This is a genomic window from Streptomyces sp. NPDC056222 (assembly GCF_042264065.1).
Classification (GTDB): Bacteria; Actinomycetota; Actinomycetes; order Streptomycetales; family Streptomycetaceae; genus Streptomyces.
In genome coordinates, this window is record NZ_JBHJTL010000020.1 from 32,829 (window position 1) to 55,351 (window position 22,523).

Annotated in this window: 21 protein-coding genes; 8 read left to right on the top strand and 13 right to left on the bottom strand. The window is 72.1% G+C overall.

The genetic code is table 11. From position 1 onward, the window contains the following. Window positions 1-376 precede the first annotated feature (376 nt). Window positions 377-1,228, top strand: coding sequence for a hypothetical protein (locus ACFC0D_RS12585; RefSeq protein ID WP_376434016.1), 852 nt, complete (start codon window positions 377-379; stop codon window positions 1,226-1,228). Here the strand turns inward: ACFC0D_RS12585 and ACFC0D_RS12590 are convergent. The 3 genes from ACFC0D_RS12590 to ACFC0D_RS12600 all read right to left on the bottom strand — a co-directional run bounded on the left by ACFC0D_RS12590 (window position 1,225) and on the right by ACFC0D_RS12600 (window position 4,505). Beyond that, entirely contained in the window at window positions 1,225-2,328 is a 1,104-nt protein-coding gene (locus ACFC0D_RS12590) for a PP2C family protein-serine/threonine phosphatase (protein WP_376434018.1), read from the bottom strand. The genes ACFC0D_RS12585 and ACFC0D_RS12590 overlap by 4 nt on opposite strands. A 147-nt stretch (window positions 2,329-2,475) precedes the next feature. Then, a complete protein-coding gene (locus ACFC0D_RS12595; RefSeq protein ID WP_376434020.1) occupies window positions 2,476-3,900 on the bottom strand; it encodes an MFS transporter in 1,425 nt (474 codons plus the stop codon). Next, window positions 3,897-4,505, bottom strand: a complete 609-nt coding sequence (locus ACFC0D_RS12600) for a TetR/AcrR family transcriptional regulator (protein WP_376434022.1) — start codon at window positions 4,503-4,505, stop codon at window positions 3,897-3,899. The genes ACFC0D_RS12595 and ACFC0D_RS12600 overlap by 4 nt, the downstream gene beginning before the upstream one ends. Window positions 4,506-4,837: 332 nt before the next feature. Here ACFC0D_RS12600 and ACFC0D_RS12605 point away from each other — a divergent pair, with 332 nt between their 5' ends. Then, a complete protein-coding gene (locus tag ACFC0D_RS12605) occupies window positions 4,838-5,422 on the top strand; it encodes a TMEM165/GDT1 family protein (RefSeq protein ID WP_376434024.1) in 585 nt (194 codons plus the stop codon). An 81-nt stretch (window positions 5,423-5,503) separates the two neighbouring features. On the opposite strand, the gene ACFC0D_RS12610 is transcribed toward ACFC0D_RS12605, so the two are convergent. From ACFC0D_RS12610 to ACFC0D_RS12630, 5 genes are all read right to left on the bottom strand, one after another. Beyond that, entirely contained in the window at window positions 5,504-6,688 is a 1,185-nt protein-coding gene (locus tag ACFC0D_RS12610) for a DUF6924 domain-containing protein (protein ID WP_376434026.1), read from the bottom strand. 175 nt (window positions 6,689-6,863) lie between these two features. Then, on the bottom strand, window positions 6,864-7,205 hold the full coding sequence (locus ACFC0D_RS12615; RefSeq protein WP_329112587.1) for a DUF5713 family protein: 342 nt from the start codon (window positions 7,203-7,205) through the stop codon (window positions 6,864-6,866). Between the two features lie 68 nt (window positions 7,206-7,273). Beyond that, window positions 7,274-7,924: a M15 family metallopeptidase gene (locus ACFC0D_RS12620; RefSeq protein ID WP_376434029.1), complete on the bottom strand. Its 651-nt coding sequence runs from the start codon at window positions 7,922-7,924 to the stop codon at window positions 7,274-7,276. Between the two features lie 44 nt (window positions 7,925-7,968). After that, on the bottom strand, window positions 7,969-8,844 hold the full coding sequence (locus tag ACFC0D_RS12625) for a DMT family transporter (RefSeq protein WP_376434031.1): 876 nt from the start codon (window positions 8,842-8,844) through the stop codon (window positions 7,969-7,971). Between the two features lie 64 nt (window positions 8,845-8,908). After that, window positions 8,909-9,793: a LysR family transcriptional regulator gene (locus ACFC0D_RS12630; RefSeq protein WP_376434033.1), complete on the bottom strand. Its 885-nt coding sequence runs from the start codon at window positions 9,791-9,793 to the stop codon at window positions 8,909-8,911. An 89-nt stretch (window positions 9,794-9,882) separates the two neighbouring features. Between ACFC0D_RS12630 and ACFC0D_RS12635 the strand changes: the two genes are divergently transcribed. Together ACFC0D_RS12635 and ACFC0D_RS12640 are read left to right on the top strand one after the other, a co-directional pair. Next, window positions 9,883-11,178 (top strand): MFS transporter, encoded by a 1,296-nt coding sequence (locus ACFC0D_RS12635; RefSeq protein WP_376434035.1) that lies wholly within the window; start codon window positions 9,883-9,885, stop codon window positions 11,176-11,178. Next, window positions 11,171-11,488, top strand: coding sequence for a cupin (locus tag ACFC0D_RS12640; RefSeq protein ID WP_376434037.1), 318 nt, complete (start codon window positions 11,171-11,173; stop codon window positions 11,486-11,488). Before ACFC0D_RS12635 ends, ACFC0D_RS12640 begins: the two co-directional genes overlap by 8 nt. 45 nt (window positions 11,489-11,533) lie before the next feature. On the opposite strand, the gene ACFC0D_RS12645 is transcribed toward ACFC0D_RS12640, so the two are convergent. Together ACFC0D_RS12645 and ACFC0D_RS12650 are read right to left on the bottom strand one after the other, a co-directional pair. Further along, the gene (locus ACFC0D_RS12645; protein ID WP_376434039.1) at window positions 11,534-12,055 is read right to left on the bottom strand and encodes a nuclear transport factor 2 family protein; all 522 of its coding nucleotides are present in this window, start codon (window positions 12,053-12,055) and stop codon (window positions 11,534-11,536) included. Window positions 12,056-12,123: 68 nt separating this feature from the next. Further along, window positions 12,124-12,630 (bottom strand): tetratricopeptide repeat protein, encoded by a 507-nt coding sequence (locus tag ACFC0D_RS12650; RefSeq protein ID WP_376434041.1) that lies wholly within the window; start codon window positions 12,628-12,630, stop codon window positions 12,124-12,126. A 169-nt stretch (window positions 12,631-12,799) separates the two neighbouring features. Between ACFC0D_RS12650 and ACFC0D_RS12655 the strand changes: the two genes are divergently transcribed. Together ACFC0D_RS12655 and ACFC0D_RS12660 are read left to right on the top strand one after the other, a co-directional pair. After that, on the top strand, window positions 12,800-14,416 hold the full coding sequence (locus ACFC0D_RS12655; protein ID WP_376434043.1) for a PHB depolymerase family esterase: 1,617 nt from the start codon (window positions 12,800-12,802) through the stop codon (window positions 14,414-14,416). Between the two features lie 220 nt (window positions 14,417-14,636). Beyond that, a complete protein-coding gene (locus tag ACFC0D_RS12660) occupies window positions 14,637-17,141 on the top strand; it encodes an ATP-dependent Clp protease ATP-binding subunit (protein ID WP_376434045.1) in 2,505 nt (834 codons plus the stop codon). 159 nt (window positions 17,142-17,300) lie between these two features. Here ACFC0D_RS12660 and ACFC0D_RS12665 read toward each other — a convergent pair whose 3' ends face one another. Both ACFC0D_RS12665 and ACFC0D_RS12670 read right to left on the bottom strand, forming a co-directional pair. Beyond that, complete coding sequence (locus ACFC0D_RS12665; RefSeq protein ID WP_376434047.1) at window positions 17,301-19,652, bottom strand: FtsX-like permease family protein; 2,352 nt, start codon at window positions 19,650-19,652, stop codon at window positions 17,301-17,303. Continuing rightward, window positions 19,649-20,371: an ABC transporter ATP-binding protein gene (locus ACFC0D_RS12670; RefSeq protein ID WP_376434049.1), complete on the bottom strand. Its 723-nt coding sequence runs from the start codon at window positions 20,369-20,371 to the stop codon at window positions 19,649-19,651. The genes ACFC0D_RS12665 and ACFC0D_RS12670 overlap by 4 nt, the downstream gene beginning before the upstream one ends. A gap of 139 nt (window positions 20,372-20,510) precedes the next feature. Here ACFC0D_RS12670 and ACFC0D_RS12675 point away from each other — a divergent pair, with 139 nt between their 5' ends. Both ACFC0D_RS12675 and ACFC0D_RS12680 read left to right on the top strand, forming a co-directional pair. Next, a complete protein-coding gene (locus ACFC0D_RS12675; RefSeq protein ID WP_376434052.1) occupies window positions 20,511-21,356 on the top strand; it encodes a sensor histidine kinase in 846 nt (281 codons plus the stop codon). 38 nt (window positions 21,357-21,394) lie between these two features. Beyond that, window positions 21,395-22,069, top strand: coding sequence for a response regulator (locus ACFC0D_RS12680; RefSeq protein WP_376434054.1), 675 nt, complete (start codon window positions 21,395-21,397; stop codon window positions 22,067-22,069). A gap of 12 nt (window positions 22,070-22,081) precedes the next feature. On the opposite strand, the gene ACFC0D_RS12685 is transcribed toward ACFC0D_RS12680, so the two are convergent. Continuing rightward, entirely contained in the window at window positions 22,082-22,387 is a 306-nt protein-coding gene (locus ACFC0D_RS12685) for a CU044_2847 family protein (protein ID WP_376434056.1), read from the bottom strand. Window positions 22,388-22,523: the final 136 nt, after the last annotated feature.

A 22,523-nucleotide genomic window follows, 5' to 3' on the forward strand; every position in this document is an offset into this window, starting at 1 on the left:
ATCGTCCGCTGAGCGGACGGCCCGGCCGAACGCATGACGGACAGAGGCGTCGGAGAGCGCATGAACAGCGCGCGAGGCACTGAGGCCGGGCACGAGCGACACCGAATGCCCGGAACTCCGCGTTTGGGACGGATGCGGCCCGGAGCGCCCGCGCGTGCCGGATCGTCTCCCTCGTGCGGTCGGCCGAAGGCGAGACCATCCTGGAGGGGTGGGCCCCGCCCGGGAGCCGCCCCACGGTACGGGTGGAGTTCTTCTGCGCCCCCGATGCGGACGTGAGCGCAGGGCCGCGTTCCGAGCAGGATGCCCACCGGATGCGGTGCCTGTGGCGCGAGGCGCGTACGGGGCGGGTGCCGCCGGTTCGAGGGAGGCGGGACGGATGAGCGGGTCCGGATCTGGTGCGGGCGGCAAGGCGCGGTTCGAGGACATCTACGACCAGCCCGACCCACGGGCGTACTTCCGGCGCCTCGCGCCGCTGGAGTACGAGATACCGCAACAGGCCCAGGGCGCGTTCCGGCGCGCGGCGGCCCAGCGGGGCGGCGGGACGGTGCTCGACCTGTGCTGCTCGTACGGGATCAACGCCGCGCTCCTGAACCACGACGTCACCCTGGCCGAGCTGTACGCGCGCTACACCGATCCGGCGGTCGGCGGGCTGACCTCCGCCGAACTCGCCGTACAGGACAAGGAGTTCTACGCCGCCCGACGCCGCTCGGACACCGCGCCGGTCATCGGGCTCGACGTCGCAGGACACGCGCTGCGGTACGCCCGCGAGGTCGGGCTCCTCGACGACTCCTTCGCGGAGAACCTGGAGGAGGGCGCGCCACCGAGCCCCCGGCTGCGGGCCGCGATGTCCGACGTCGGTCTGATCACGCTGACGGGCGGTGGCAGCTATCTCACCCGGCGTACCTTCGCCGCCCTCCTCGAATGGGCCGGGCGACCGGTGCGGGTGAGCGCGTTCGTCCTGCGTACGGTCTCGTACCGGCCGATCGCCGAGTGCCTGGCGGCATACGGTCTGCGGACGGTCGCCGATCCGTCGCGAACGTATCCGCAGCGCCTGTTCACCGACGCCGGTGAGCAGCGCTTCGCCGTGGAGGCGGTCCGTGCGCTGGGTGCGGACCCGGCGGGGCGCGAGTCGGAGGGCCGCTTCCACACGGTGCTGTACGAGTCGGTGCCGACGGACACTGCTCAGGAGGCGGGGGCCGGATCCCTGCAGGCCGGGCCCGCCCTCTAGGGGCGTCGTTCGACGAGGACTGCGGCCACGTCGTCGTCGAGGGCGCCCGAGCCGTAGTCGGCCAGGTCCTCGTGGAGCAGGGAGGGGAGGCGCTCGCCCGGCTCCGCCACCCACCGGGACATCCGCTCCTCCAGGGGGTAGAAGGTGCCGACGCGGTCGCGGGTCTCGCTGACCCCGTCGGTGAACAGCAGCAGCCGGTCCCCCGGCACGAAGGGAACCTCCTCCACCCGGTGGTGGGCGGGGAGCAGTACGGCCAGGTTGACCGGCAGGGACGGGTCGGCGAACTCGACGGGCCGTACGCGGTCGCCGTGCTGGAGCAGGGGGGCGGGATGGCCGCAGCTGAGGAGGCGCGCGACGTCGCCGTCGTCGGGGATCTCGAGGAGGACGACGGTGGCGAAGCGTTCGGCCGCGTCGGAGTCGGGGTCCCAGGCGCCGTAGCGGTCGAGGCCCTCCTCCAGCCGGGCGGCGAGGGCGGACAGGTCCGGGGCGTCGTAGACCGCCGCGCGGAAGGAGCCGAGCAGCACGGACGCGGTCTCGACCGCGCCGAGCCCTTTGCCCTGGACGTCGCCGAGCATCAGCCGTACAGCGCCGGGCACCTGGACGGCTTCGTAGAAGTCGCCGCCGATCCGGGCCTTGGCGGCGGCGGCGACGTACAGCAGATGGAGGTCGACGGTGCCGAGCCTGGGTGGAAGCGGGCGGAGCACCACCCGTTGGACGACATCGGCGATGGCGGTGACCTCACGCAGGGTCCGCTCGTAGCGCACCCTGGCCCGGCTCACCCAGACGGCGACCGCGGTCACCGCTGCCAGAGCCAGTTCGCTGGCCAGGATGACGGGGTAGAACGGCTCACCGCTGTCCGCCGCGAGCACCCAGCCGACCACCATGGCGACCAGACCGATGAGGGCGGTACCCCGGACGCTCCAGGTGACGGCGGCGAGGGCGGGCGCGGCGGCGAGGAGCCGGTCGTAGCGTTCCGCGTCGGCGGTGAGGGAGTCGGCCAGCACCGTCAGGATCATGACCAGGACGGGGAGCGCCCGGCCGATGTTGATCTGCGTACGCGACCGGGAGAGGGAGCGGCCGCGGTGATCACCTGAGGGCATTTCGTGATCGTACGCAGTGAGGGCGGCGGGGGCCGGGCTCCGGGACCGGGCGTGTCCGCAGCGCACCCGGCGCGCGCACGCGGCGTGTCCGCGCCGGGCAGGGAGCGGGCACGCGGCGTGTCCGCGCCGGGCAGGGAGCGTGGCCGGTCAGGACGGGGACACGGGTCCGGCCACCTCCGGCGCCTTCGCGGGTGCGGCGCGACCGGGCAGCCCGAGTGCGGCCGCCGCGCCGAGCGTCGCGACGGCGGCCAGGGCCAGGAACGTGGTCTGCATCGCGGGCACGAAGCCGGCGCGCGCGTCGAGCGTCATCAGCAGGGTCGCGGTGGCGACGCCGAGCGCCGGACCGATGTTCATGGCGGTCTGCTGGAGTCCGCCGGCGACTCCGGCCTCGGCCACCGGCGCCCGGTGTACGACGACGGCGGTCGCGGTGGCCATGACCGTGCCGAACCCGGCGCCCAGCAGGGCGAAGCAGGTACCGGTCGGCAACGCCGTCGCCGATGCGTCGAGCCGGGAGAGGAGCAGCACGCCGAGGGCGAGCAGCGCTCCCCCGCCGACCGTCGTACGGCGGGCGCCGAACCGGCGTTGCAGCACGGCCGCGGTCGGTGCGCCGACCACCATCATGACGGCGAGGGGCAGCACCCACAGCGAGCTCGACAGCGGGTCGAGTCCGCGGACGTCCTGAAGGAAGTACGTCGCCACGAAGAGCGAGCCGAAGAGGGTGGCCGACACGGCCAGGAGAGTGACGAGCCCCGCGACGACGGGCCGGGACCGCAGGAGGGCCGACGGCACGAGCGGACGGGCGGTGCGCCGTTCGTGTCGGGCGAAGGCCGCTCCGGCCGCGACGGCGGCGCCGAGCGTGAGCGTGGTCATCGCGGTCCAGCCGGACTCCGGCGCCGCCACGAGCACCTGCACCAGACAGCCCAGGGTGACGGCCAGCAGCACGGCGCCGGGCAGGTCGAGCGAGCCGGGGGAGCCGCCGCTCGGACGCTGCGCGGGTTGAACCGACGCGGGGGCCGCGGCCGGGGCGGGGACCGCGAGGGCCAGGACTCCGATCACGACGGCCGGGATCGCGGTGAGTACGAACACGGACCGCCAGCCGTGACCGGTGACCAGCGCACCGCCGATGAGCGGCCCCGCCGCCGCGGCGAGACCGATCGCGCTGGTGCGCAGGGCGATCGGCATGGCCAGCCGGTCGGGAGGGAAGGCGGCGCGCAGCATTCCCAGCGTGGCAGGTTGCAGGAGCGCCCCGCACACCCCCTGGAGCACGCGAAGGCCGATCACCCAGCCGATCCCCGGGGCGAGGGCGATGCCCGCGGACGCGGCGGCGAAGCCGAGCGTCCCGAGAGCGAAGAGCCGTCGGTGGCCGTAGCGGTCGCCGAGCCGGCCCGCGAAGACGAGCAGGCTCGCGACGGCGACGAGATAGCCGGTGCTGGTCCACTGGACCTGGGCGAAGCTCGCGCCGAGGTCGTGCTGGAGGGCCGGCTGCGCGAGGGTGAGCACGGTGCCGTCGAGGGCGACGACGGCGGCGCCGACGACGCTGCAGGCGAGGGTCAGCTGCCGTTGTCCTATCACCGCGCACCTCCCTCGGGGCCGAGGTGGGCGTCGAGTACGGCCCGGAGCAGCGGCTCAACGTCGTCCGTACGGGCGGCCAGCTGGAGGCTGCCCCAGCCCCAGAGCTGGGCGATGCCGTGCAGGTTCGCCCAGAGCGCGGCGGCCACCACGGCGGGTTCGAGGGCCGGGCCGGGCTCCGGGCGGGCGCGGGCGACGAGCCGGGCGAGAAGGTCGAAGAGCGGCAGGCTGGTCTCGCGCAGCCCGAGCCGCCCGCTTTCCAGCAGGTCGTGGCGGAACATCAGCTCGTACATGCCGCGGCGGCCCAGCGCGAAGTCGAGGTAGACGCGGGCGAGGACGTCCAGTTCGGCACGGGGGCCCTCAGGCGCATCGGGTCCTGCCGCGAGCGCGGCGGTGACGCGGTCCGCGAGCTCGACGAAGCCCTCATGGGCGATGGCCGACAGCAGGTCGAGGTGGGTCGGGAAGTACCGGCGGGGCGCCCCGTGGGAGACGCCGGCGCGACGGGCGATCTCCCGGAGGGACAGCGCCTGCGCCCCTTCCGCGTGCACCAGCTCGACGCCGGCGTCGATCAGTCGGCCGCGCAGCCCGGCCTCGGTCTCTTCAGTCATAGACACTGTCTACCAGGCTGCGTAGACAGTGTCTACCAAGATCGACTGCAATGCGACGGCCGACCGTCGATCAAGCGCGAGGGGGGCCTCCGCTACACTGTTCAACAGCGAAGGGGAGTAGCCCTGCGAACCGGTCGTCGACACACTGGAACCCTCGGGTTCCCGGTGACCGGGTCCATGCGGAAGCGCGGACGGGCGAGACCTTCGGCCAGGCATTCACCATGTCCGCATCCTGTGGGCGTGGTCCGTCATGCCGGGCCGAGTGGTTCTTCCCGTCGCCCACCGTGGTGCCGTGCGAATCCCGGGCCCGGATCGAGCAGAGAGCCCCCGGTATGCACCTCGACCCCTTGGCGATCCTCACCGCCTTCGGGCTGATCTTCCTCGCCGAGCTTCCCGACAAGACGATGTTCGCGTCCCTCGCCATGGGCACGCGGATGCGTCCGTTGTACGTCTGGTTCGGCACCTCGACCGCGTTCATCGTGCACGTCGCCATCGCCGTGGGCGCCGGCAGCCTCATCGGCCTGCTGCCCGACTGGATCGTCAAGCTCATCTCGGCCCTGTTGTTCGGCTTCGGCGCGTTCATGCTGCTGCGCAGCGGGGGCGACGACGAGGAGGGCGACGCGGGCGGCAGGACGGTGACCGGCTTCTGGCCCGTCTACTCCACCGCGTTCATGGCCGTCTTCATCAGCGAGTGGGGCGACCTGACGCAGATCACCACGGCCAACCTCGCCGCCACGAACGGCACCTGGTCGACGGCGATCGGCTCCGCCGCCGCCCTGATGAGCGTCTCGGCCCTCGCCCTGGTCGCGGGCCGCTTCATCGCGAAGCGCGTGCCGTTGAAGACGGTTCAGCGCATCGGCGGTGTGTGCATGGCGGGCCTGGCGATCTGGTCGCTGACCGAGATCTTCGTCGGCTGACCCGGTGACGGGCCGTCCCGCTCACCCACTCATCCGCTGACGCGCGCCCCGGCCGGCCGACCGCCGACCGGGGCGTGTGACTCACTCGAAGCTCCGGAAGACCCTCTCCGGATCGTGGTGCGCCTCTGCGGCGAACTCCTCGAAGCCCATGTTGCCGATGGACAGGTTGGCGTGGATGGAGTGGACTCCCGCCGGAACCGTACGGAACCGGCTGCCGAACTCGGTCAGCCAGGCGTACTCCTCGTCGTCCTCGCACTCCTCCCGGGTGACCATGGTCACCGCGAGCAGGCCGCGGTGGGCGGACGTCATCGTCGTCGCGTCGGCGAGGAAGACCACGCTCAGGTCCTTGTCGCCCGCCACTGCCGCCACGACCTCGTCCGCGTCCGCCCCGGACCACGCCGGATCGTCGACCACGAGTGCGGTGAGTTCGACGTCGTCGGTCAGGGCCGCCCGCACCTCCTGCCACGCGCTCTCGTCCTCGTAGTCGGTACGGACGACGAGTGCGTCGAACTCCCCACGGCCGGTCACGGCGGGGCGGGCCCGTGGTGCAAGGACGCGGGGGCGGGCGAAGTCCGTGTTGTCGATGAGGACGTCCATCCTCGGCAGCGGGTCGACCTCGGCGAGGTAGATGCGCTCCGCCACCAGATAGCGGTCCCGGTGAATCGCCTCCGCGTCCGAACCCGCCCAGTTCTGGTCCCGCACCGCACCGCGCCGTACCGAGAGTTCGGGGTCCACGTCGAGCCAGACGCGGTAGTCCCAGTAGTCGTCGATCTCGGGCCGGAAGGCGAAGACCCCGTCCACGACGAGCACGGCGTCCGGGGCGAGCGGGGTGCGGTGCGCGGAGTGGTCGACCTGGGTGAGCGGGTCGATGCCGCACAGGGCGCAGGAGTCCGCCTCGGGTGACCGGGCGGGGTCCAGGAGCAGACTCCTGACCCGCTCGTAGTCGTACGCGTTGCGGTAGTAGCCCTCGCCGGACTCCCGGTCGTAGAGGTGCCGGTCCTTCCAAGGCTTCTTGAAGTCGTCGAGCGTCGCCCGGAGCACCGGCCGTCCCGCGCCCGCGATCCAATCGGCCAGCTCGTGCCCGAAGCTCGTCTTGCCGGCCGCGGTGAGCCCGTCGATCCCGACGAGCAGGCGTCCGTGCCCACGCGCCAGGATCGCCGTCGCCATCTCCTCGACCAGCGCGGCCCGTTCGGCCGAGGCCGGCGCGGGGACCGGCTGCTGCCAGGTCGATGGTGAGTGGTGGACGTCGGCTCGCTGCGCAGTCATGGGCCGAACCTATCGACCGGGTCCGCACGGCGGACATCCGGGTGGCGCCGTCGTCGTAACTCCCCGGTGAGGCACCGAACCACAGTGACGCCGACCGCAGAACGGCATGCGCGGGCCAGGGCATCGCCCCGGTCGACGACCGGCGCCGCATGCGGACGGACCCCACACCACGCCGTCACCACTCCCGGGCGGCCACCAGCTCCTCCGTGTCTGCATCGGCGAATCCATAGGCCGTGGCGACGAACCAGAAGTTCTCGGCGATCTCCTCACGGGCGACGGTCTCGATCTCGCTCCCGGCCTCCAGGAAGTCCGCCTCCAGGGCGTTGAACTCCTCGGTGGCCACCTCCGTGAGCGCGTACAGCGCCGTCAGATCGGCCGGCTGCTCGGCCTCGATCCGCTCGCAGAGCCGTTGCAGGATCGCCTTCCCCTTGTCGACGACGCTGTCCGGGTAGTACCCGTCCTCGTACAGCGCGCGCAGAAACGCGTACTCCGCCACCTGCTGGTTCGTGATGGACATGCGATCCCCTTCACCTCTCGATCACCGACGGGTCCATCGTTCCCCACACCACTGACAACGGCCTCCGCTCAGAGTTCCTTCGGTCCGTAGAGGGCGGCGGACGCGCCCGTCGCGAGGGCCCAGTAGCGGTCACCGTACGACCAGTGCCACCACTCGGTGGGGTAGTTGACGAGCCCGGCACCGGCGAGCGCGGTGCCGAGGATCTCCCGGTTCCGCCGGGCCTCGGCGGTGATCCCGGGGGCGTCCGTGTAGCACGCCCCGGCGCTCTCCTCCGGGCTCGCGTTCATCCGGGTGCCCAGGTCCAGTTCCCGCCCGTCGTGATCGGCGAGGGTCAGATCGACGGCCGATCCCGCGCTGTGCGGCGCGAGCTCGGGCGGGGAGACATAGCGGCTGGCCGCGGTGTGGACGTCCTGTGCGGGCCAGTCGGGGTGGGCGGCGCGCAGTTCGTCGCCGTACTCCGTGAAGTACCGCCGCTGCAGGGACAGCGGGCGGTAGCCCTCCACGTACAGCAGTCGCAGTCCGTCGGGCAGCCGTGTCTGGGCCTGGAGCAGCCGGTCGAGGACACCCGCCCGCAGATGGGCGAAGGCGCCCGCGTCGTCCCGCTTGCGCGGGTCGACGAGCAGGGAGCCCTCCTCGCGTACGTCCACGAGCCGTTCGCCGCACTCCTCGACGGGGACGGCGGCGACCTTGGGGTCCGACATCAGGGTGATCTCACTCATGGACCCGATCATGCCCCCACCCGCCGGGGTCCGATGACGACGGGTCAGTCCGGTCGCTTGCGCAGGGCTCCCAGGTAGACCCCGATGAGGATGAGCGGGGTGCCGATGAGCAGCGAGGCCGTGAGGGGTTCGTCGTCCAGCCAGGCCGACACCAGGATGGTGACGACGGGGATGACGACGAAGACGTACGCGGCCCGTGACGCGTCCCAGCGGTGGACCACGAACAGGAAGAGGACGAAGGTCAGCACGGAACCGGCGACGACCAGATAGGCCAGTGCCCACCAGGTAGCCGCGCGGTCGGGGAGCCGCCAGGTGTCGCCGGCGGCGAGCGAGGCGGCGAACAGCAGGACGGAAGCAGCGGTCATGCCCACCGCGTTCATCGTGACCGCGTGGACCTTCGGCAGCCGTCGTACGAGCACGGTGGCCTGCGCGAACGCCAGCATGCTGCCCAGGATCGCGAGGAGGGACAGCACGGGCACGCCGCCCTCCAGGGATCCGTGCGAGATGACCGCGACTCCGGCGGTGGCGAAGACGGTGCCGACGGCCGCCATGAGGCGGAAGCGTTCGAGGCGCTGTGCCACGGCGAGCAGCAGGGTCGCGAGCGGGACCAGGGACAGGATGGTCTGGCCGAGTCCGGCGTGGATGCGGACCAGCGCGTAGTACGCGAGCGCGAAGGTCACACCGAAGTTGAGGACGCCGAAGAGGATCGCCCCGGCGAGTGCTCGGCCGCGCGGGAACTCCAGTCGGCGTACGGCCATCACGGCCAGAAGGAGCAGCGAGGCGGCGCCGAACCGCACGGCCGCGCCCCACAGCGGATCGAGTTCACGGTTGCTGAATCGGACGCCGACCGCGTTTCCGCCCGCGAGGACCGCCACGGCCAGGAACACGGCGAGCGTCACGCGGTCTGAGGCACGCTGCACCGGCCCACCGTAGCGGCGGCGCTTCCCCCGCCCCGCACGGGACACACCGCCCCTCGGGCCTCCTTCAACCCTGTGCGGCGACCGTCTCGACGAAAGCTCTGATCAGCGCGTTCTCGGCGGCCGTCGGCCAGACGAGGCCGTACTCGATGGGCGGCGCGTCGCGCAGGGGTACGTAGGACACGCCCGGGCGCGGGTGGTAGCGGGCGCCCCGGGCCGAGCCCGGGGAGACTCCGCGGCCGGCGCTCACATAGGAGAGGACCTCCTGCCAGGAGGCGGCCACCGGACCGCGGGGGATGACCGCCCCGGAGGGGGTGCGGGCGGGGTAGTGGGCCTCCAGCCAGGAGCGGGAGTTGGCGCCCGCCGGGGTGATCAGTGGCACGCCGGCGAGGTCGTCGAGCGAGACGGATTCCCGGCGGGCGAGAGGATGGGCGGCCGGGACGAGGAGGACCCGGGGCTCGCTGGAGAGGACGGGGCCGGTCGTGAGCCCGGGTTCACGGGCCGGGAAGGCGGTGAGCAGGACGTCGAGTTCGGCGTCCTGGAGCGGCCGGACCCCGCCGTCGAGCGGCACCTCCCTGATCTGGATCTCGCAGCCGGGGTGGCTCGCGAGGAAGGCGTCGGCGGCCGTGGCGAGCAGTTCGCCGCTCCAGGGAGCGCCGAAGCCGGCCCGGAGCGTGCCGTGGACACCGCGGCCGGCGGCCGTGGCGCGTTCCAGGGCGGCGAGGATCTGCCGATGGGCGGGGCGCAGGTCGTCGTCGAGGCGGCGGCCGACCGGGGTGAGGCGGACGCTGCGGCTGGTGCGCTCGAACAGCGGCGTGCCCACCCGGCGCTCCAGTTTCTTGACGGTCTGGCTGATCCTGCCGGTGGAGACGCCCAGGCGTTCCGCCGTGCGGCCGAAGTGCAGCTCTTCGGCGAGCGTCAGGAACGCCTCCAGTTCGTGCCGTTCGAGCATCGCCCCGACCCCCATCGTTGAGTTTCACTAAACGCCGCTTGCATTGTTGCACCTTGATCGGCCCGGTCGGCGGACCGCAGCCTGGGGTCATGAATCCGCTGACCGACGCGGCGCCTAGGGCCACCGCCGCCCGCCCCGTCAACCGCCCCGTCACCCGGCCGAACGTCCTGGTGATGGCGGTGGCGGGGGCGGTCACCGTCGCCAACATCTACTTCCCCCAACCGCTGCTCGACGCCATCGCCCGGGGTCTGGGCGTCTCCCAGCACACCGCGGGCCTGGTCTCCTCCGCCGCCCAGCTCGGGTACGCGCTCGGTCTGCTGCTCATCGTCCCTCTCGCCGACACCGCCCGGCTCCGCCGCCTCACCACCGTGCTGCTCGCGCTGACGAGCGGCGGGCTCCTGGTGGCCGCGGCGGCGCCGAACGCACTGACCCTCACGGTCGCGACGCTCGCCGTCTCCACCACCACCGTCCTGCCGCAGGTCCTCACCCCGGTCGCCGCCTCCCTCGCCGAACCCGGCGACCGCGGGCGGGTCGTGGGGCTCATCGGCCTGGGGCTCACGCTGGGATCGACCCTCTCCCGTACCGTCTCGGGCGCGGCCTCGGACGCCGGCGACAGCTGGCGTACCGCCTACCTGTTGGCCGCTGCGGCGACGGCGGCCCTGCTCTTCGTCGTGCCCCGCGCCCTCCCCGAACGCGCCGGGCCCACGACGGACCGACTGCCGTACCCGCGACTTCTTGCGAGCCTGCCCCGGCTCTTCGTCGAGCACCGGGCGGTGCGGGCCTCGGCACTGACCGGCGCCGCGGTCTTCGCCGCGTTCAGCGTCTTCTGGGCGACGCTCGCCTTCCATCTGGCGGCCCCGCCGCTGGGACTCGGCCCGGGGGTGGCGGGGCTCTTCGGGCTCCTGAGCCTGCCCGGGGCGTTGCTCTCGGCGTACGCGGGACGGCTCACCGACCGCCACGGAACGGGGGTGGTGAACGCATGGTCGCTGCTCTGTGTGGCGGTCTCCTTCCTCGTCGTCGGGATCGGGGCGTTCTCCCTCGCGGCACTGGTGATCGGGGCGAATCTGCTGATCCTGGGAACCAGCGCCTGTCAGGTGGCCAATCAGGCGCGGATCTTCGGCCTCGGCACCGAGGTCGCGGCCCGAGTGAACACCGTCTTCATGCTGTCCACGTTCACCGGCGGCGCGATCGGCTCGTTCACCGCGGTGTGGCTGTACGGGGCGTACGGCTGGACGGTGACGATCATTGCCGCGGCCGGGTTCACGGCCCTGGCCGCCGTCGCGGTCGCCGCGACACGCCGTGCCGCCCCGAGTTGCGCACCGGGCAACACGCGCGAGGCTGGGAATCACGACCCGCGCACCCTCGCAGGGAGAGACGATGCATGATCTCGCGGCCCTCGCCGACGAACACCTGGCCAACGCGCGCACCGCCGCGCACGGCCGGAGCGCCCATGTGGTGGTGCACGACGGGGTGCTCCGGCAGAGCGTGATCGCGCTGGTGTCGGGCACGGCGCTCGACGAGCACAACGCACCACCGGCGGCGAGTCTGCAGGTGCTGCGGGGGCGGGTGCGGCTGACGGCGGCCGGATGGTCCGAGGAGCTGTCGGCGGGCGCGCTCCAGATGATCCCGAAGGAGCGACACGGGCTCACCGCCCTGGAGGACGCCGTGGTGCTGCTGACCGCCGTCAACGACTAGCGAGGCCTGTCGGATCAGGCCGGATCAGCTGCGGGCCCCCTCGGCTCAGCCGGCCACCCGAGCGCCGGTCGATTCCGCGACGCGGGCGGCGGTGTCCTCCGGCAGTACGGGCGGTTCGCCCGTGGTCCAGACGGCCCGCACGGACATCCGGCTGACGCGCCAGCCCTTGTCGGTACGTCGGACCTCCCCCTCGTAGACGCCTCCGACCGTGAAGAGGGGATCGGCGCCCTCGCCGCGTGCCTGAAGGGTGGCGTCCAGATGGACATGGGTCATATGGGCGTTCCAGCGGACGTGGGCCGTCCGCGCGCCCGGTTCGGCCCTGACGACTACGTCGGAGGAGGCGTGCAGGGTGGCCGCGAACCGGCCGATGGCCTCCTCGACGTGGTGTACGGCGTCGGCTCCCTCGGCCACACCGAGCGGCGTCGTCGTCCGCAGGTCGTCGGTGAAGTAGGCGTCGGCCCATCCCTTCTCGAACCGCCGCTCGTCCATGGCGCGGAAGAAGCCGCTGATGAGAGTGGCGATCTCGAACTGGTCCCGAAGATTCGTCGTGCTGCTCAGCTCGCTCATGCCTCGATCATTCGACCTCGACCACGCTTGAGGTCAAGGGAATCCCGCACCCTTCTGCCTCGTCGCGCTCACACGGTCTCGTTCAAGTCCCGCGCGTAGTACTCGATGGCCCGCCGGTATCGGTGAACGCCCGGATCGCCGCTGGTGGTCGCCAGCAGATTCAGCAGCAGCTGTGCGGACTCGTGGTGTTCGCCGGTGTTGAACAGCGCCATCGCGAGGAAGGTGCGCAGCGCGCCGTCGTCCGGGAACTCCTCCACCGCGCCGCGCAGGGTGGCGACGGCCTCCTCGTACCGGCCGAGAACGCGGAAGGTGCTGCCGAGACCGAGGAGCGCGCCCCTGCGGTCCCCCTGCGAAAGCCCGGCGCCGGGCGACTTCAACGCACGCTGGTAGAAGGGGACGGCCTCGGCCTCCAGACCGAGCACGTCGTGGGCCCAGGCGGTCTGGTACGCGACCTCGGCGTCGTCGGGGTACCGCGCGGCGAGCTCCACAAGGCGGTCCCTGGCCTCTTCCTGCCGGCCCTGCTCGCGCAGTCCTACCGCCTCGGCCAGCCGTCCGTTCCGCTCGTCATCGCTCATGGAGTCATCGTCGCAGGTCGTGCGGGACTGGCTCGCGGCGGCTGCCAGATGACGGATCGCCATACTCCACCCCGGTGGTTGTGGCGGCCGGGCCCATAGAAGGCCCGCGCGGCCCGCGCCTAACCTCCCGGCCATCGACCCGACTTGAACGAGCCGCCCGGGAGACCCCATGCGTCCATTCCGTCCGCTCCGCCCACGCGGGCCGCGCCGGCTGACAGCCCTGCTGCTGTTCGCCGCCGCGACCCTCTTCCCCGTCGCGACACCGGCGGCCGCCGCCCCCGCCGCGGCCCCCGTCCCCGTGCCGGGCACCCTCCAGCCGTACACGATCGACGCCGTCCACAGCTCCGGGGTGTCGTCGGGCGGCTACATGGCCACCCAGCTCCATGTGGCGTACTCCGGTACGTTCAGCGGCTCGGCGGCCTTCGCCTCGGGGCCGTACAACTGCGCCCAGAACACGCTGAACCTCGCCCTCTACGCCTGCATGGACACCATGCAGAACCTTCAGCTCGCGACGTTGGAGCAGACCACCCGGGACTGGTCGGCCCAGGGACTCGTCGACCCGGTGGCGAACCTGGCGGGCGACCCGGTCTACGTCTTCAGCGGCTCGAACGACACGACGGTCAAGCGGCCGGTGGCGGACGCGCTGGCCGACTACTACGGACGGTTCGGAGCCCGCGTCCAGTACAACCGGAGCACTGCGGCCGGGCACGCCTGGATCAGCCCGCTCGGCCCCAACTCCTGTACGGTCACGCAGACTCCGTGGATCAACAACTGCGGCATCGACGCCGAGCGGGACCTGCTCGGCCATCTGCTGGGCTCCGTGGCCGCGCCCAGCCCGACCCCCGGCGGAAGCCTGATCCAGTTCGACCAGAACGCCTACGCACCCGGTGGCGCGGCGGCGCCGCTCTCGCTGGACGACAAGGGCTTCGTCTATGTGCCGACGTCCTGCGCCGGGGGCGCGACGTGCTCCTTGATGGTGGCACTGCACGGCTGCAAGCAGGGGTACGGATATCAGGGCTTCGGAACCAGGTTCATCGACAACGCGTACCTCAACGAGTACGCCGACACCAACGACATGATCGTGCTGTACCCGCAGGCCGTCCCGACGGCGACGCTGGAGAACCCCAACGGCTGCTGGAACTGGTGGGGTTACCTCGGTGACTCGTCGTACGCGCGGCACGGCGGCGAGCAGATCGAGGCCATCATGGGGATGGTCCGTGCGCTGCGCGGCTCCACTCCCCCGCCCGTGACCGACCGGGTGACGTTGTCGAGCGTGGACGCGCAGGACGGCTATGTGAAGGCCGCGGCCGACGGATCGGGTCCGGTGGTGGGCACCCTGGAGGACTCCTCCGGCCTGGCGCTCGGCCGTGGCACCGACGGCAAGCTGAACCGCACGCTGCTCTCCTTCGACACCTCGAAGATCCCTGCGGGCAAGGAGATCACCCGGGCCTATCTGACGGTGAACCGCAGCAGCGGCTCGGGCGATCCCTGGGCCTCCCCGGCGGGCAACAAGCTGCTCGTGGACGTCACGACGGGCTGCTTCGGGGCGTGCACCGTCGAGCCCGCGGACTGGTCGGCCGCGGCCACGACGGCGGGCGGGGCGCAGATCGCCTCGTTCTCCTCGGGCTCCGCCTCCTCCACGGATCTGTCGGCGGCGGCGCTCGCGGCCATCGACCGCTCCGGCACGACCCAGGTCCGCCTCCGCTTCGAATCGGCCCAGGCGGCGACGGCGTATCTCTTCGTCAACCAGTCCACTCCGGTGACGCTGACGGTCGAGTACCGCTGACCCCGACCCGCCGGACGGGCGCCCCGCGGGGCATCACCCGTCCGGCGGACAGCTCGGGGGCCACTTCGCACTCCCCGACAGCCGCCGAGCGCCGCATGACCGCGCGGGCGGCGTCCGTCGCGGCCACGATCCGTCACGGACACCGGCGGGTGGGAAGCGCCGGCTGCTGTTCCAGTGAAGGGAGTACTGCCCGGACGTCGACGCACCTGGACGGCACCTGATGACGATGTCTCCCCTCGGTTCCTTCGGTGGACCGGACCCGTTCAACGAGCTCCTCAACCGCTTCTTCGGGATGTCGCCGGCGGCCTCTCCCCCGGCCGTCCAGCGGGTGCCGATCGGCAGGCTGCTGACGGATTCGGCGCGTCAGCTGCTGGACCGGGCCACCACCCGTGCCGCCGACGACGGCAGCGCCGACCTCGACACCGAGCACCTGCTCTGGGCCTGCACCCAGATCGACCCCGCCCGCAGCCTGCTCGCCCAGGCGGGCGCCGATCCCGACGAGTTGGGCAAGGCGATCGCGGAGGTCCTTCCGGCCGAGAGCAGCGTTCCGTCCGCGGAGCCGGGGCTCACCCCGGCCGCCAAGCGGGTCCTCCTGCGGGCCTACGAGCGCTCGCAGGTGTCGGGGGTCTCGTACATCGGCCCCGAGCACATCCTCGGCGCGCTCCTCGACGACCCGAACGGGGCGGCTGTGAAGGTGCTGAGCGGATACGGCACGGATGTCGACGGACTGCGGTCCACGGCCGACCGGACGGCGCGGCCGGAGGGCGCCCCGGCGGCCAGGCCGGAGAGCAGGACGCCCACGCTCGACGAGTACGGCCGGGATCTGACCGAGGAGGCGCGGGCGGGGAAGCTCGACCCGGTGGTGGGGCGGGCGGAGGAGATCGAGCAGACCGTCGAGATCCTCTCCCGCCGCTCGAAGAACAACCCGGTCCTCATCGGCGAGCCGGGCGTCGGCAAGACCGCGATCGTGGAGGGGCTCGCCCAGCGGATCGTGGCGGGCGAGGTGCCGAAGACCCTGGAGGGCAAGCGGGTCATCGCCCTGGACCTGTCCGGGCTCGTCGCCGGGGCGCAGTACCGCGGCCAGTTCGAGGAGCGGCTGAAGAACGTCATCGACGAGGTGAAGGCGGACGCGGACTCGACGGTGCTGTTCATCGACGAGCTGCACACGGTGGTGGGTGCGGGCGCGACCGGCGAGGGCTCGATGGACGCGGGAAACATGCTCAAGCCGGCGCTGGCCCGCGGCGAGCTGCATGTGGTGGGCGCGACGACGATCGACGAGTACCGGCGGTACGTGGAGAAGGACGCGGCGCTGGAGCGGCGCTTCCAGCCCGTGATGATCCCGGAGCCCTCGGTGGAGGAGACGGTCCTGATCCTGGAGGGTCTGCGGGACTCCTACGAGGCCCACCACCAGGTCCGCTACAGCGATGCCGCGCTCGTGGCGGCCGCCGAGCTGTCCGACCGCTATGTCTCCGACCGGTTCCTGCCCGACAAGGCCATCGACCTGCTGGACCAGACGGGTGCCCGGGTGCGGCTGCGTTCGCTGGGCAAGTCGACGGAGGTGGTCGGCCGCGAGGACCGGCTGGCGAAGCTGCGCCGCGAGAAGGACGAGGCCGTCGGCGCCGAGGACTTCGAGAAGGCGAACGAACTCAAGCAGGAGATCGCCCGCCTGGAGGGCGAGCTGGCCGGGGTCGAGGAGCGGCGCGAGGGTGTGATGGAGGTGACCGCCGACGACATCGCGGAGGTGCTGTCCCGGCGTACCGGCATCCCCGTGGCGCAGATGACACAGAGCGAGAAGGAGAAGCTCCTCAAGCTGGAGGACGCCCTGCACAGCCGGGTGGTGGGTCAGGACGAGGCGGTCACCGCCATCGCCCAGGCCGTGCGCCGCAACCGGGCGGGCATGGGCGACCCGAACCGTCCGGTGGGCTCGTTCCTCTTCCTCGGCCCGACCGGTGTCGGCAAGACCGAACTGGCCAAGGCACTGGCGGAGTTGCTGTTCGGCGACGAGAGCGGCATGGTCCGCTTCGACATGAGCGAGTTCCAGGAGAAGCACACGGTCTCCCGGCTCGTCGGCGCCCCGCCCGGGTACGTCGGTCACGAGGAGGCGGGTCAGCTCACGGAGAAGGTGCGCCGCCAGCCGTACAGCGTGCTGCTCTTCGACGAGGTGGAGAAGGCGCACCCCGATGTCTTCCACACCCTGCTGCAGGTGCTCGACGACGGGCGTCTGACGGACTCCCAGGGGCGAACGGTCGACTTCCGCCACTGCGTGGTCATCATGACGTCGAACATCGGCGCCCAGCGGATCCTGGCCCATCACGGCGACGTCTCGGAGATCCGGGAGGACCTGAAGAAGGATCTGCGGGCCTACTTCGCGCCCGAGTTCCTCAACCGCATCGACGAGACGATCATCTTCCACGGTCTCGCCGCGGACGATCTCACCCGGATCCTCGACATGCTGCTGCGGCAGAGCGAACGCCGGGTCCGGGCCCAGGGCCTGGAGCTGGAGGTGACGGAGGCGGCGAAGAAGCTGCTCGTCGCCCACGGCCACCAGCCGGAGTTCGGCGCCCGGCCGCTGCGCCGCACGATCCAGGCGGAGCTCGACAACAGGATCGCGGACCTGCTCCTCGGCGGTGAGGCCGACCCCGGCGACACGATCGTGGCGGACGTCGTGAACGACGCCCTGGTGTGCCGGGTGAGCAAGCAGGAGGCCGGCTCGGCGGCCGCGTGACCCCCTCAGCCCGCGGGGCACGGAAGTGACATCTCCCCTTCCGGCCCCGCGGCCCATGCCGTCGACCCTTCCGGCCCGCGGCCCCATGCTGTCGCCCCTTCCCGGCCTGCGACCCCAAGCCGTCGCCTTCCAGCCCGCGGCCCCATGCCGTCTCCGTGCTCACTCGCCGCGCAGCGCCTCCGAGATGGTGAGGCGCGCGGCACGGCGGGCGGGGATCAGGGCACCGAGGACGGCGAGCGTGACGCCGGCCAGGCCGAGCAGGGCGAGGGTCGGGGCGGCCCAGACGTCGAGGACCGAGTTCGGGAGCGTCACCAGCGCCGCCTCGGCCACGAGCGGTACCACCACCCGGTGGGCGACCATGCCGAGCGGCACGCCGATCAGGCCGCCGAGCGCCCCGAGCGCCGCCATCGACGTCACCACCATGGCGATCACCTGACGCGGGGTCATCCCGATCGACTTGAGCATCCCCATGTCCCTGCGTCGCTCCCTGGTGTTGAGGACGACGGTGTTGAAGACGCCGAGCGCCGCGACCGTGCCGAGCATCAGGGACAGGGCCGTGGAGAGGCTGATGACGGCGACCGTGAAGGAAGCGGGTTCGTTGAGGATGGGGTACAGGCCGGGGCCCGCCGCCTTGTCCACCGCGACCGCGTACTTCTCCGCCGTGGTCCCGGGGTCGAGCTTGACGTGGTAGCGGTACTGGTGGGTCTGCGGCCGGTGGTTCGCGTCGAGCCGGGACAGTGTCCCCCGGTCGAGCAACAGCCGGTTCGGCTCATGGTTCATCAGTGAGCCGACGACGGTCACCTCGGTCCTCTTCCCTTCCAGGACCAGGGTCAGCCGGTCGCCCACCTTCCCGCCGGTCTGCTTCAGGAACTCCGAGGCCACGACGGTCTCCCCGGGGCCGTTCAGCCACCGCCCGTCGACGAGCTGCTTGTCGTATCCGAGCTTCGCGTGGTCGCCGCGGAGGAAGAACCCCTCTACGGCGTCCGCGCGTCCGGCCAGGGTGAGGTCGACGATGAGGTCGGGCGTGACCTCGGCCGCGCCCGGCACGGAGCGCAGCAGCGCCTCCATCTCGGCGTCGCTCCGTTGCTTCGCCGTCTCCTCACCGAAGAAGGGGTTCGCCGGCCTCATGGTGAGATCGACGTCCTCCTGCGAAGCCTCCGTCACCTTCACGACGGTGTCGGCGAGGCCGCTCGCGAAGGTCACCGTCAGCACACCGAGCACGATCGCGGAGAGCGTCAGTACGGTGCGACCGGGCCTGGCCAACGGGAGACCGAGGCCCAGGCTGACCGCTCGCGGCAGCCGCGTCCCGCTCAGCAGGCGCTGGATCCGCAGCCCGTGACCGGTCCGACGCGGGGCGCTGCCGGCGCTGATGGCCTCGGTCGCGGAGAGCCTACGGGCCCGCAGCGCCGGGACGAGCGCGGCGAGGAGCACCACGAGCGGCATCCCGATCAGGGCGGCGAGCTCCACCCGGAGGCTGATCCCCTCGATGCGCAGACCGGTTCCCTGGAAGGCGCCGGACAGCAGTGGGCGGGCGGCGAGGTCGCCAAGGGCGGTGCCGAGCAGACAGCCGACCACGGCCGGTACGGACACCATCAGCAGGTAGACGGCCGTGACCTGACTGGGCGTGAAACCCAGTGCCTTGAGCACACCGATGTGCCGGAAGCCGGAGACCACGGCGCCGCTCACCACGTTCGCCACGATCAGTACGGCGACCGCGAGGCCGAGGAGTCCGAAGACCAGGAGGAAGGGCACGTACGAGCCGGGGCCGGACGCCACGTCCCGCTGGATGGTGAGGTACGAGTGCGAGGCGAGCAGGGAGTCGGACGGGAGGCCGGCACCGACCGCGGCGAGCCCTGCCGCCACGTCGGCGTCCGTCGCGTGGTCGGTGAAGCGGTAGAGCATCTCGCTCATGGTGGGGCCGAGCGCGTCGATCTGGTCCGGTGAGACCCAGCCGTCGGCGCTGTTGCTCAAGCTGTGCGCGTAGCCGACGACGGTGAGGGCCGGCAGGCCGGGCACCTTGATCGTGTCGCCGAGCGGGAAGCCGGGGTGCTCCGCCTCGAAGGGCAGCAGGGCGGCCGCGGGCCGCGAGTCGTTGACGACGATCTCACCGGGAGCGGTGGCCCAGCGGCCCTTCCACAGGTCGACGCGGTCCACGTCCCCGCCGGGCCCGGAGCGGCCGACCACGTTGAAGGGGCCCACGTAGCGGGGCTGGTTTCCTGCGGGGACCTGGAGGACGGCCAGCGGGTACGGGCCGGCTGCCGCCTCTACGCCGGGTGCCTCGGACGCCTCGGTCAGCCGCGCGTCCGTGACCTCGGCCGCGTCGTAGGCGGCGACGGCGTGTGCCCCGCGCTGCTGGGCGAAGCCCTTGTCGAAGGGTCCCGAGGCCGCATCGAGGAGGCCGAGGGCCACCACGATCGTGGCGGTGGAGAAGAGGACGACGAGGCCGATGACGAAGGTCTGCAGTCGGCGGCGCCGGACGGCCGCGCGCGAGGCGCGCCACACCGCGCTCATGCCGTGCGCTCCACGCTGCGCTCGCCGGCCACCCGGCCGTCGACCATGTCGACGATCCGGCCGGCGCAGCGCGCCGCCATCCGCTCGTCGTGGGTGACCATGAGCAGGGTCTGCCCGATCTGGTTGAGGTCGAGGAGCAGATCCATGATCTGTTCGCCCGCCCGGGTGTCGACGGCACCGGTCGGCTCGTCCGCGAGGAGCAGCGCGGGCCGGTTCATCAGGGCGCGGGCGACCGCGACACGCTGGCGTTCGCCGCCGCTGAGCACCGCCGGGTAGGCGCCCCGGCGGTCGGCGATACCGAGTTCGTCGAGGAGTTCCAGGGCACGGCGGCGGGCCTGCGCGGCCGGCGTGCCGGTGAGCTGCGCGGCAAGGGCCACGTTGTCGAGGGCCGGCAGGTCGTCGAGCAGGTTGAAGAACTGGAAGACCATGCCGATGCGGCGCCGCCGGAAGAGGGCCAGTTGTTTCTCGTTCATGCCGGTGAGCTCGTCGCCGTGGACGAACACGCTCCCGGAGGTGGGCCGGTCGAGTCCGGCGACCATGTTGAGCAGGGTGGACTTGCCGCACCCCGAGGGCCCCATGACGGCGACGGCCTCGCCGCTGCGGATCTCCAGCGAGACGCCGTCCAGGGCGGTGGTCTCCCCGAACTCCTTGCGTACGCCGTCGAGTCGCACGACGATCTGGTCGGTCCGGCCGGTGCCGGTCTCTATGTCCGTGGTCATGGCAGGAAAGCTACGGTCCGGGTCTCGGGTGGGGCATCACTCCCCCGAGGTATCCGCGGAGCCGTGTCATCCTGGGGATGTATGCGGCTGCATCCCCGTACTGATGCGGATGACCTGGCGTTCTGCGAGGGTGAACCCCGTGGGTGGATCATGGATGGGGTGGTGGGCGGCCGGTGCGGTGGCGGCGCTCGGGGCCGTCGCGGGATGGCTGGCGGTGGCGTTGGTACGGGCCCGGCGGCTGCAGCGCAGGACGCTGGAGGAGCGGAGACGGCTGCTCGAACGGGAGCGGGAGAGCGCGGCCCGGATCGCGGTCGAGGAGGAACGCGCCCGGATCGCCCGCGAGTTGCACGACGTCGTCAGCCACAATGTGGCGCTGATGGTGGTGCAGGCGAGTGCGGCCCGCGAGGTGCTGGCCACGCTGCCCGAGGAGGCGGCGACGGCGATGGAGGCCGTCGAGTCGGCGGGCCGGGACACGATGACCGAGCTGCGTCATCTGCTCGGACTGCTCGCGCCCTCGCCGAGCGGTGAGGACGAGCCGTACGCTGCGGAACTCTCCCCGCTCGCTCCGCAGCCGGGTCTGGGCCGGCTCGGTCCGCTGGTCGACCGGATCGCCTTCGCGGGGCTGCCGGTCGAGGTGCGGATCTCGGGAGAGCCGCGGCCGCTGCCGACCGGGGTGGAGGTGACGGTGTACCGGATCGTGCAGGAGGCGCTGACGAACGCGCTCAGGCACGGCGACGGGGTGAAGGCGGAGGTGTCGGTGCGATACGGGGAGCGGTACGTGCGGGTGGAGGTGCTGAACAGCGGACCGAGCGTGCTGTCCGGCGACGCCGCGCCGAAGCTGTCGCTCCGTGACCACGCCGGTGCGGGCCGCGGGTTGATCGGGCTGCGCGAGCGGGTCGCGGTGTACGGCGGGGAGCTGGACGCCCGGCGACGGCTCGGTGGCGGATACCGCGTCCGGGCCCGGATACCGCTGGACGGCGCGTGACGGCCGCGGGCACGGCTCCGTCCCCTCGGGCGCCTCGGGTGCTCATCGCCGACGACCAGGCTCTGATCCGTACCGGCTTCCGGCTGATCCTGACGACTCGCGGCATCGAGGTCGTCGGGGAGGCGTCCGACGGGGCCGAGGCGGTGGCAGCGGCGCGGCGACTGCGCCCGGACGTGGTCCTGATGGACATCCGGATGCCGGGGATGGACGGCCTGGAGGCCACGCGGAGGATCCTTGCCGAGTCGCCGCGTCGCAAGGTGCTGATGCTGACGACCTTCGACCTGGACCGGTATGTGTACGCGGCGCTGGCCATGGGTGCGAGCGGGTTTCTGCTGAAGGACGTGACGCCGGAGCATCTGGCGGCGTCCGTACGGCTGGTGGACACGGGCGACGCGCTGCTGGCGCCGTCGATCACCCGCCGTCTGGTGGAGCGCTTCGCGAGCGGCGACCGGGTGTCGGGGGCGGGCGGCGACGCGCCCGCGGTTCACCGTGATCTGGCGGCGCTGACGCCCCGGGAGCGGGAGGTGCTCACGCTGATGGGGCGCGGGCTCTCCAACATGGAGCTGGCCGAGAGGCTGACGCTGAGCGAGGCGACCGTGAAGACCCACGCGGCCCGGATCTTCGCGAAGCTGGCGCTCCGGGACCGGGCCCAGGCGGTGGTCCTCGCGTACGAGACGGGCCTGGTCACCCCGGGCGGCGCGATGGAGGGCTGACGGGCCGGCAGTTCAGGAGGACTTGGTCCATTCGAGGGTCACCCGCAGGTTCGCGCTGGTGCTGCCCTTGACGATGAGTGCGGTCAGGCCGCCCGCGTCCAGGCCCAGTTCGCAGCCGAACTCCACCGTCGCCCGGTCCGGCGCCGCCTGGTTCAGCGCGTGGCTGAGCTGGCCGGCGAAGGAGGACAGGGCGCGGGTGACCCCGGAGAGGTCGGGGACACGGTCGCCCAGGCCCTCCAGCTCCGAGTCGGGACCGAGTCGCTCCGCCTCCACGTAGAGCACGGCGCCTTCGACCTCGACCTTGGTGACGTCCCGCATCACGGATCCCTCCGAGGGTGGGTGGCGAGCAGAGCGCCAGTATCACCGAGCGGTGGCCGGAGCCCGGGCAACAGGGCTCCCGAGGCGTGGCGGGGCGAGCCCGGGGTGCGGCGGCGTATGTGAGGGCACGCCCGCC

Bases quoted from the DNA above. Each gene is read 5' to 3' on its own strand.
- ACFC0D_RS12635 (WP_376434035.1), top strand. From the start codon at position 9,883: ATGAATCCGCTGACCGACGCGGCGCCTAGGGCCACCGCCGCCCGCCCC.
- ACFC0D_RS12640 (WP_376434037.1), top strand. From the start codon at position 11,171: ATGCATGATCTCGCGGCCCTCGCCGACGAACACCTGGCCAACGCGCGC.
- ACFC0D_RS12655 (WP_376434043.1), top strand. From the start codon at position 12,800: ATGCGTCCATTCCGTCCGCTCCGCCCACGCGGGCCGCGCCGGCTGACA.
- ACFC0D_RS12630 (WP_376434033.1), bottom strand. From the start codon at position 9,793: ATGCTCGAACGGCACGAACTGGAGGCGTTCCTGACGCTCGCCGAAGAG.
- ACFC0D_RS12585 (WP_376434016.1), top strand. From the start codon at position 377: ATGAGCGGGTCCGGATCTGGTGCGGGCGGCAAGGCGCGGTTCGAGGAC.
- ACFC0D_RS12665 (WP_376434047.1), bottom strand. From the start codon at position 19,652: ATGAGCGCGGTGTGGCGCGCCTCGCGCGCGGCCGTCCGGCGCCGCCGA.
- ACFC0D_RS12615 (WP_329112587.1), bottom strand. From the start codon at position 7,205: ATGTCCATCACGAACCAGCAGGTGGCGGAGTACGCGTTTCTGCGCGCG.
- ACFC0D_RS12610 (WP_376434026.1), bottom strand. From the start codon at position 6,688: ATGACTGCGCAGCGAGCCGACGTCCACCACTCACCATCGACCTGGCAG.
- ACFC0D_RS12660 (WP_376434045.1), top strand. From the start codon at position 14,637: ATGACGATGTCTCCCCTCGGTTCCTTCGGTGGACCGGACCCGTTCAAC.
- ACFC0D_RS12590 (WP_376434018.1), bottom strand. From the start codon at position 2,328: ATGCCCTCAGGTGATCACCGCGGCCGCTCCCTCTCCCGGTCGCGTACG.
- ACFC0D_RS12620 (WP_376434029.1), bottom strand. From the start codon at position 7,924: ATGAGTGAGATCACCCTGATGTCGGACCCCAAGGTCGCCGCCGTCCCC.
- ACFC0D_RS12600 (WP_376434022.1), bottom strand. From the start codon at position 4,505: ATGACTGAAGAGACCGAGGCCGGGCTGCGCGGCCGACTGATCGACGCC.
- ACFC0D_RS12685 (WP_376434056.1), bottom strand. From the start codon at position 22,387: ATGCGGGACGTCACCAAGGTCGAGGTCGAAGGCGCCGTGCTCTACGTG.
- ACFC0D_RS12650 (WP_376434041.1), bottom strand. From the start codon at position 12,630: ATGAGCGATGACGAGCGGAACGGACGGCTGGCCGAGGCGGTAGGACTG.
- ACFC0D_RS12605 (WP_376434024.1), top strand. From the start codon at position 4,838: ATGCACCTCGACCCCTTGGCGATCCTCACCGCCTTCGGGCTGATCTTC.
- ACFC0D_RS12645 (WP_376434039.1), bottom strand. From the start codon at position 12,055: ATGAGCGAGCTGAGCAGCACGACGAATCTTCGGGACCAGTTCGAGATC.
- ACFC0D_RS12670 (WP_376434049.1), bottom strand. From the start codon at position 20,371: ATGACCACGGACATAGAGACCGGCACCGGCCGGACCGACCAGATCGTC.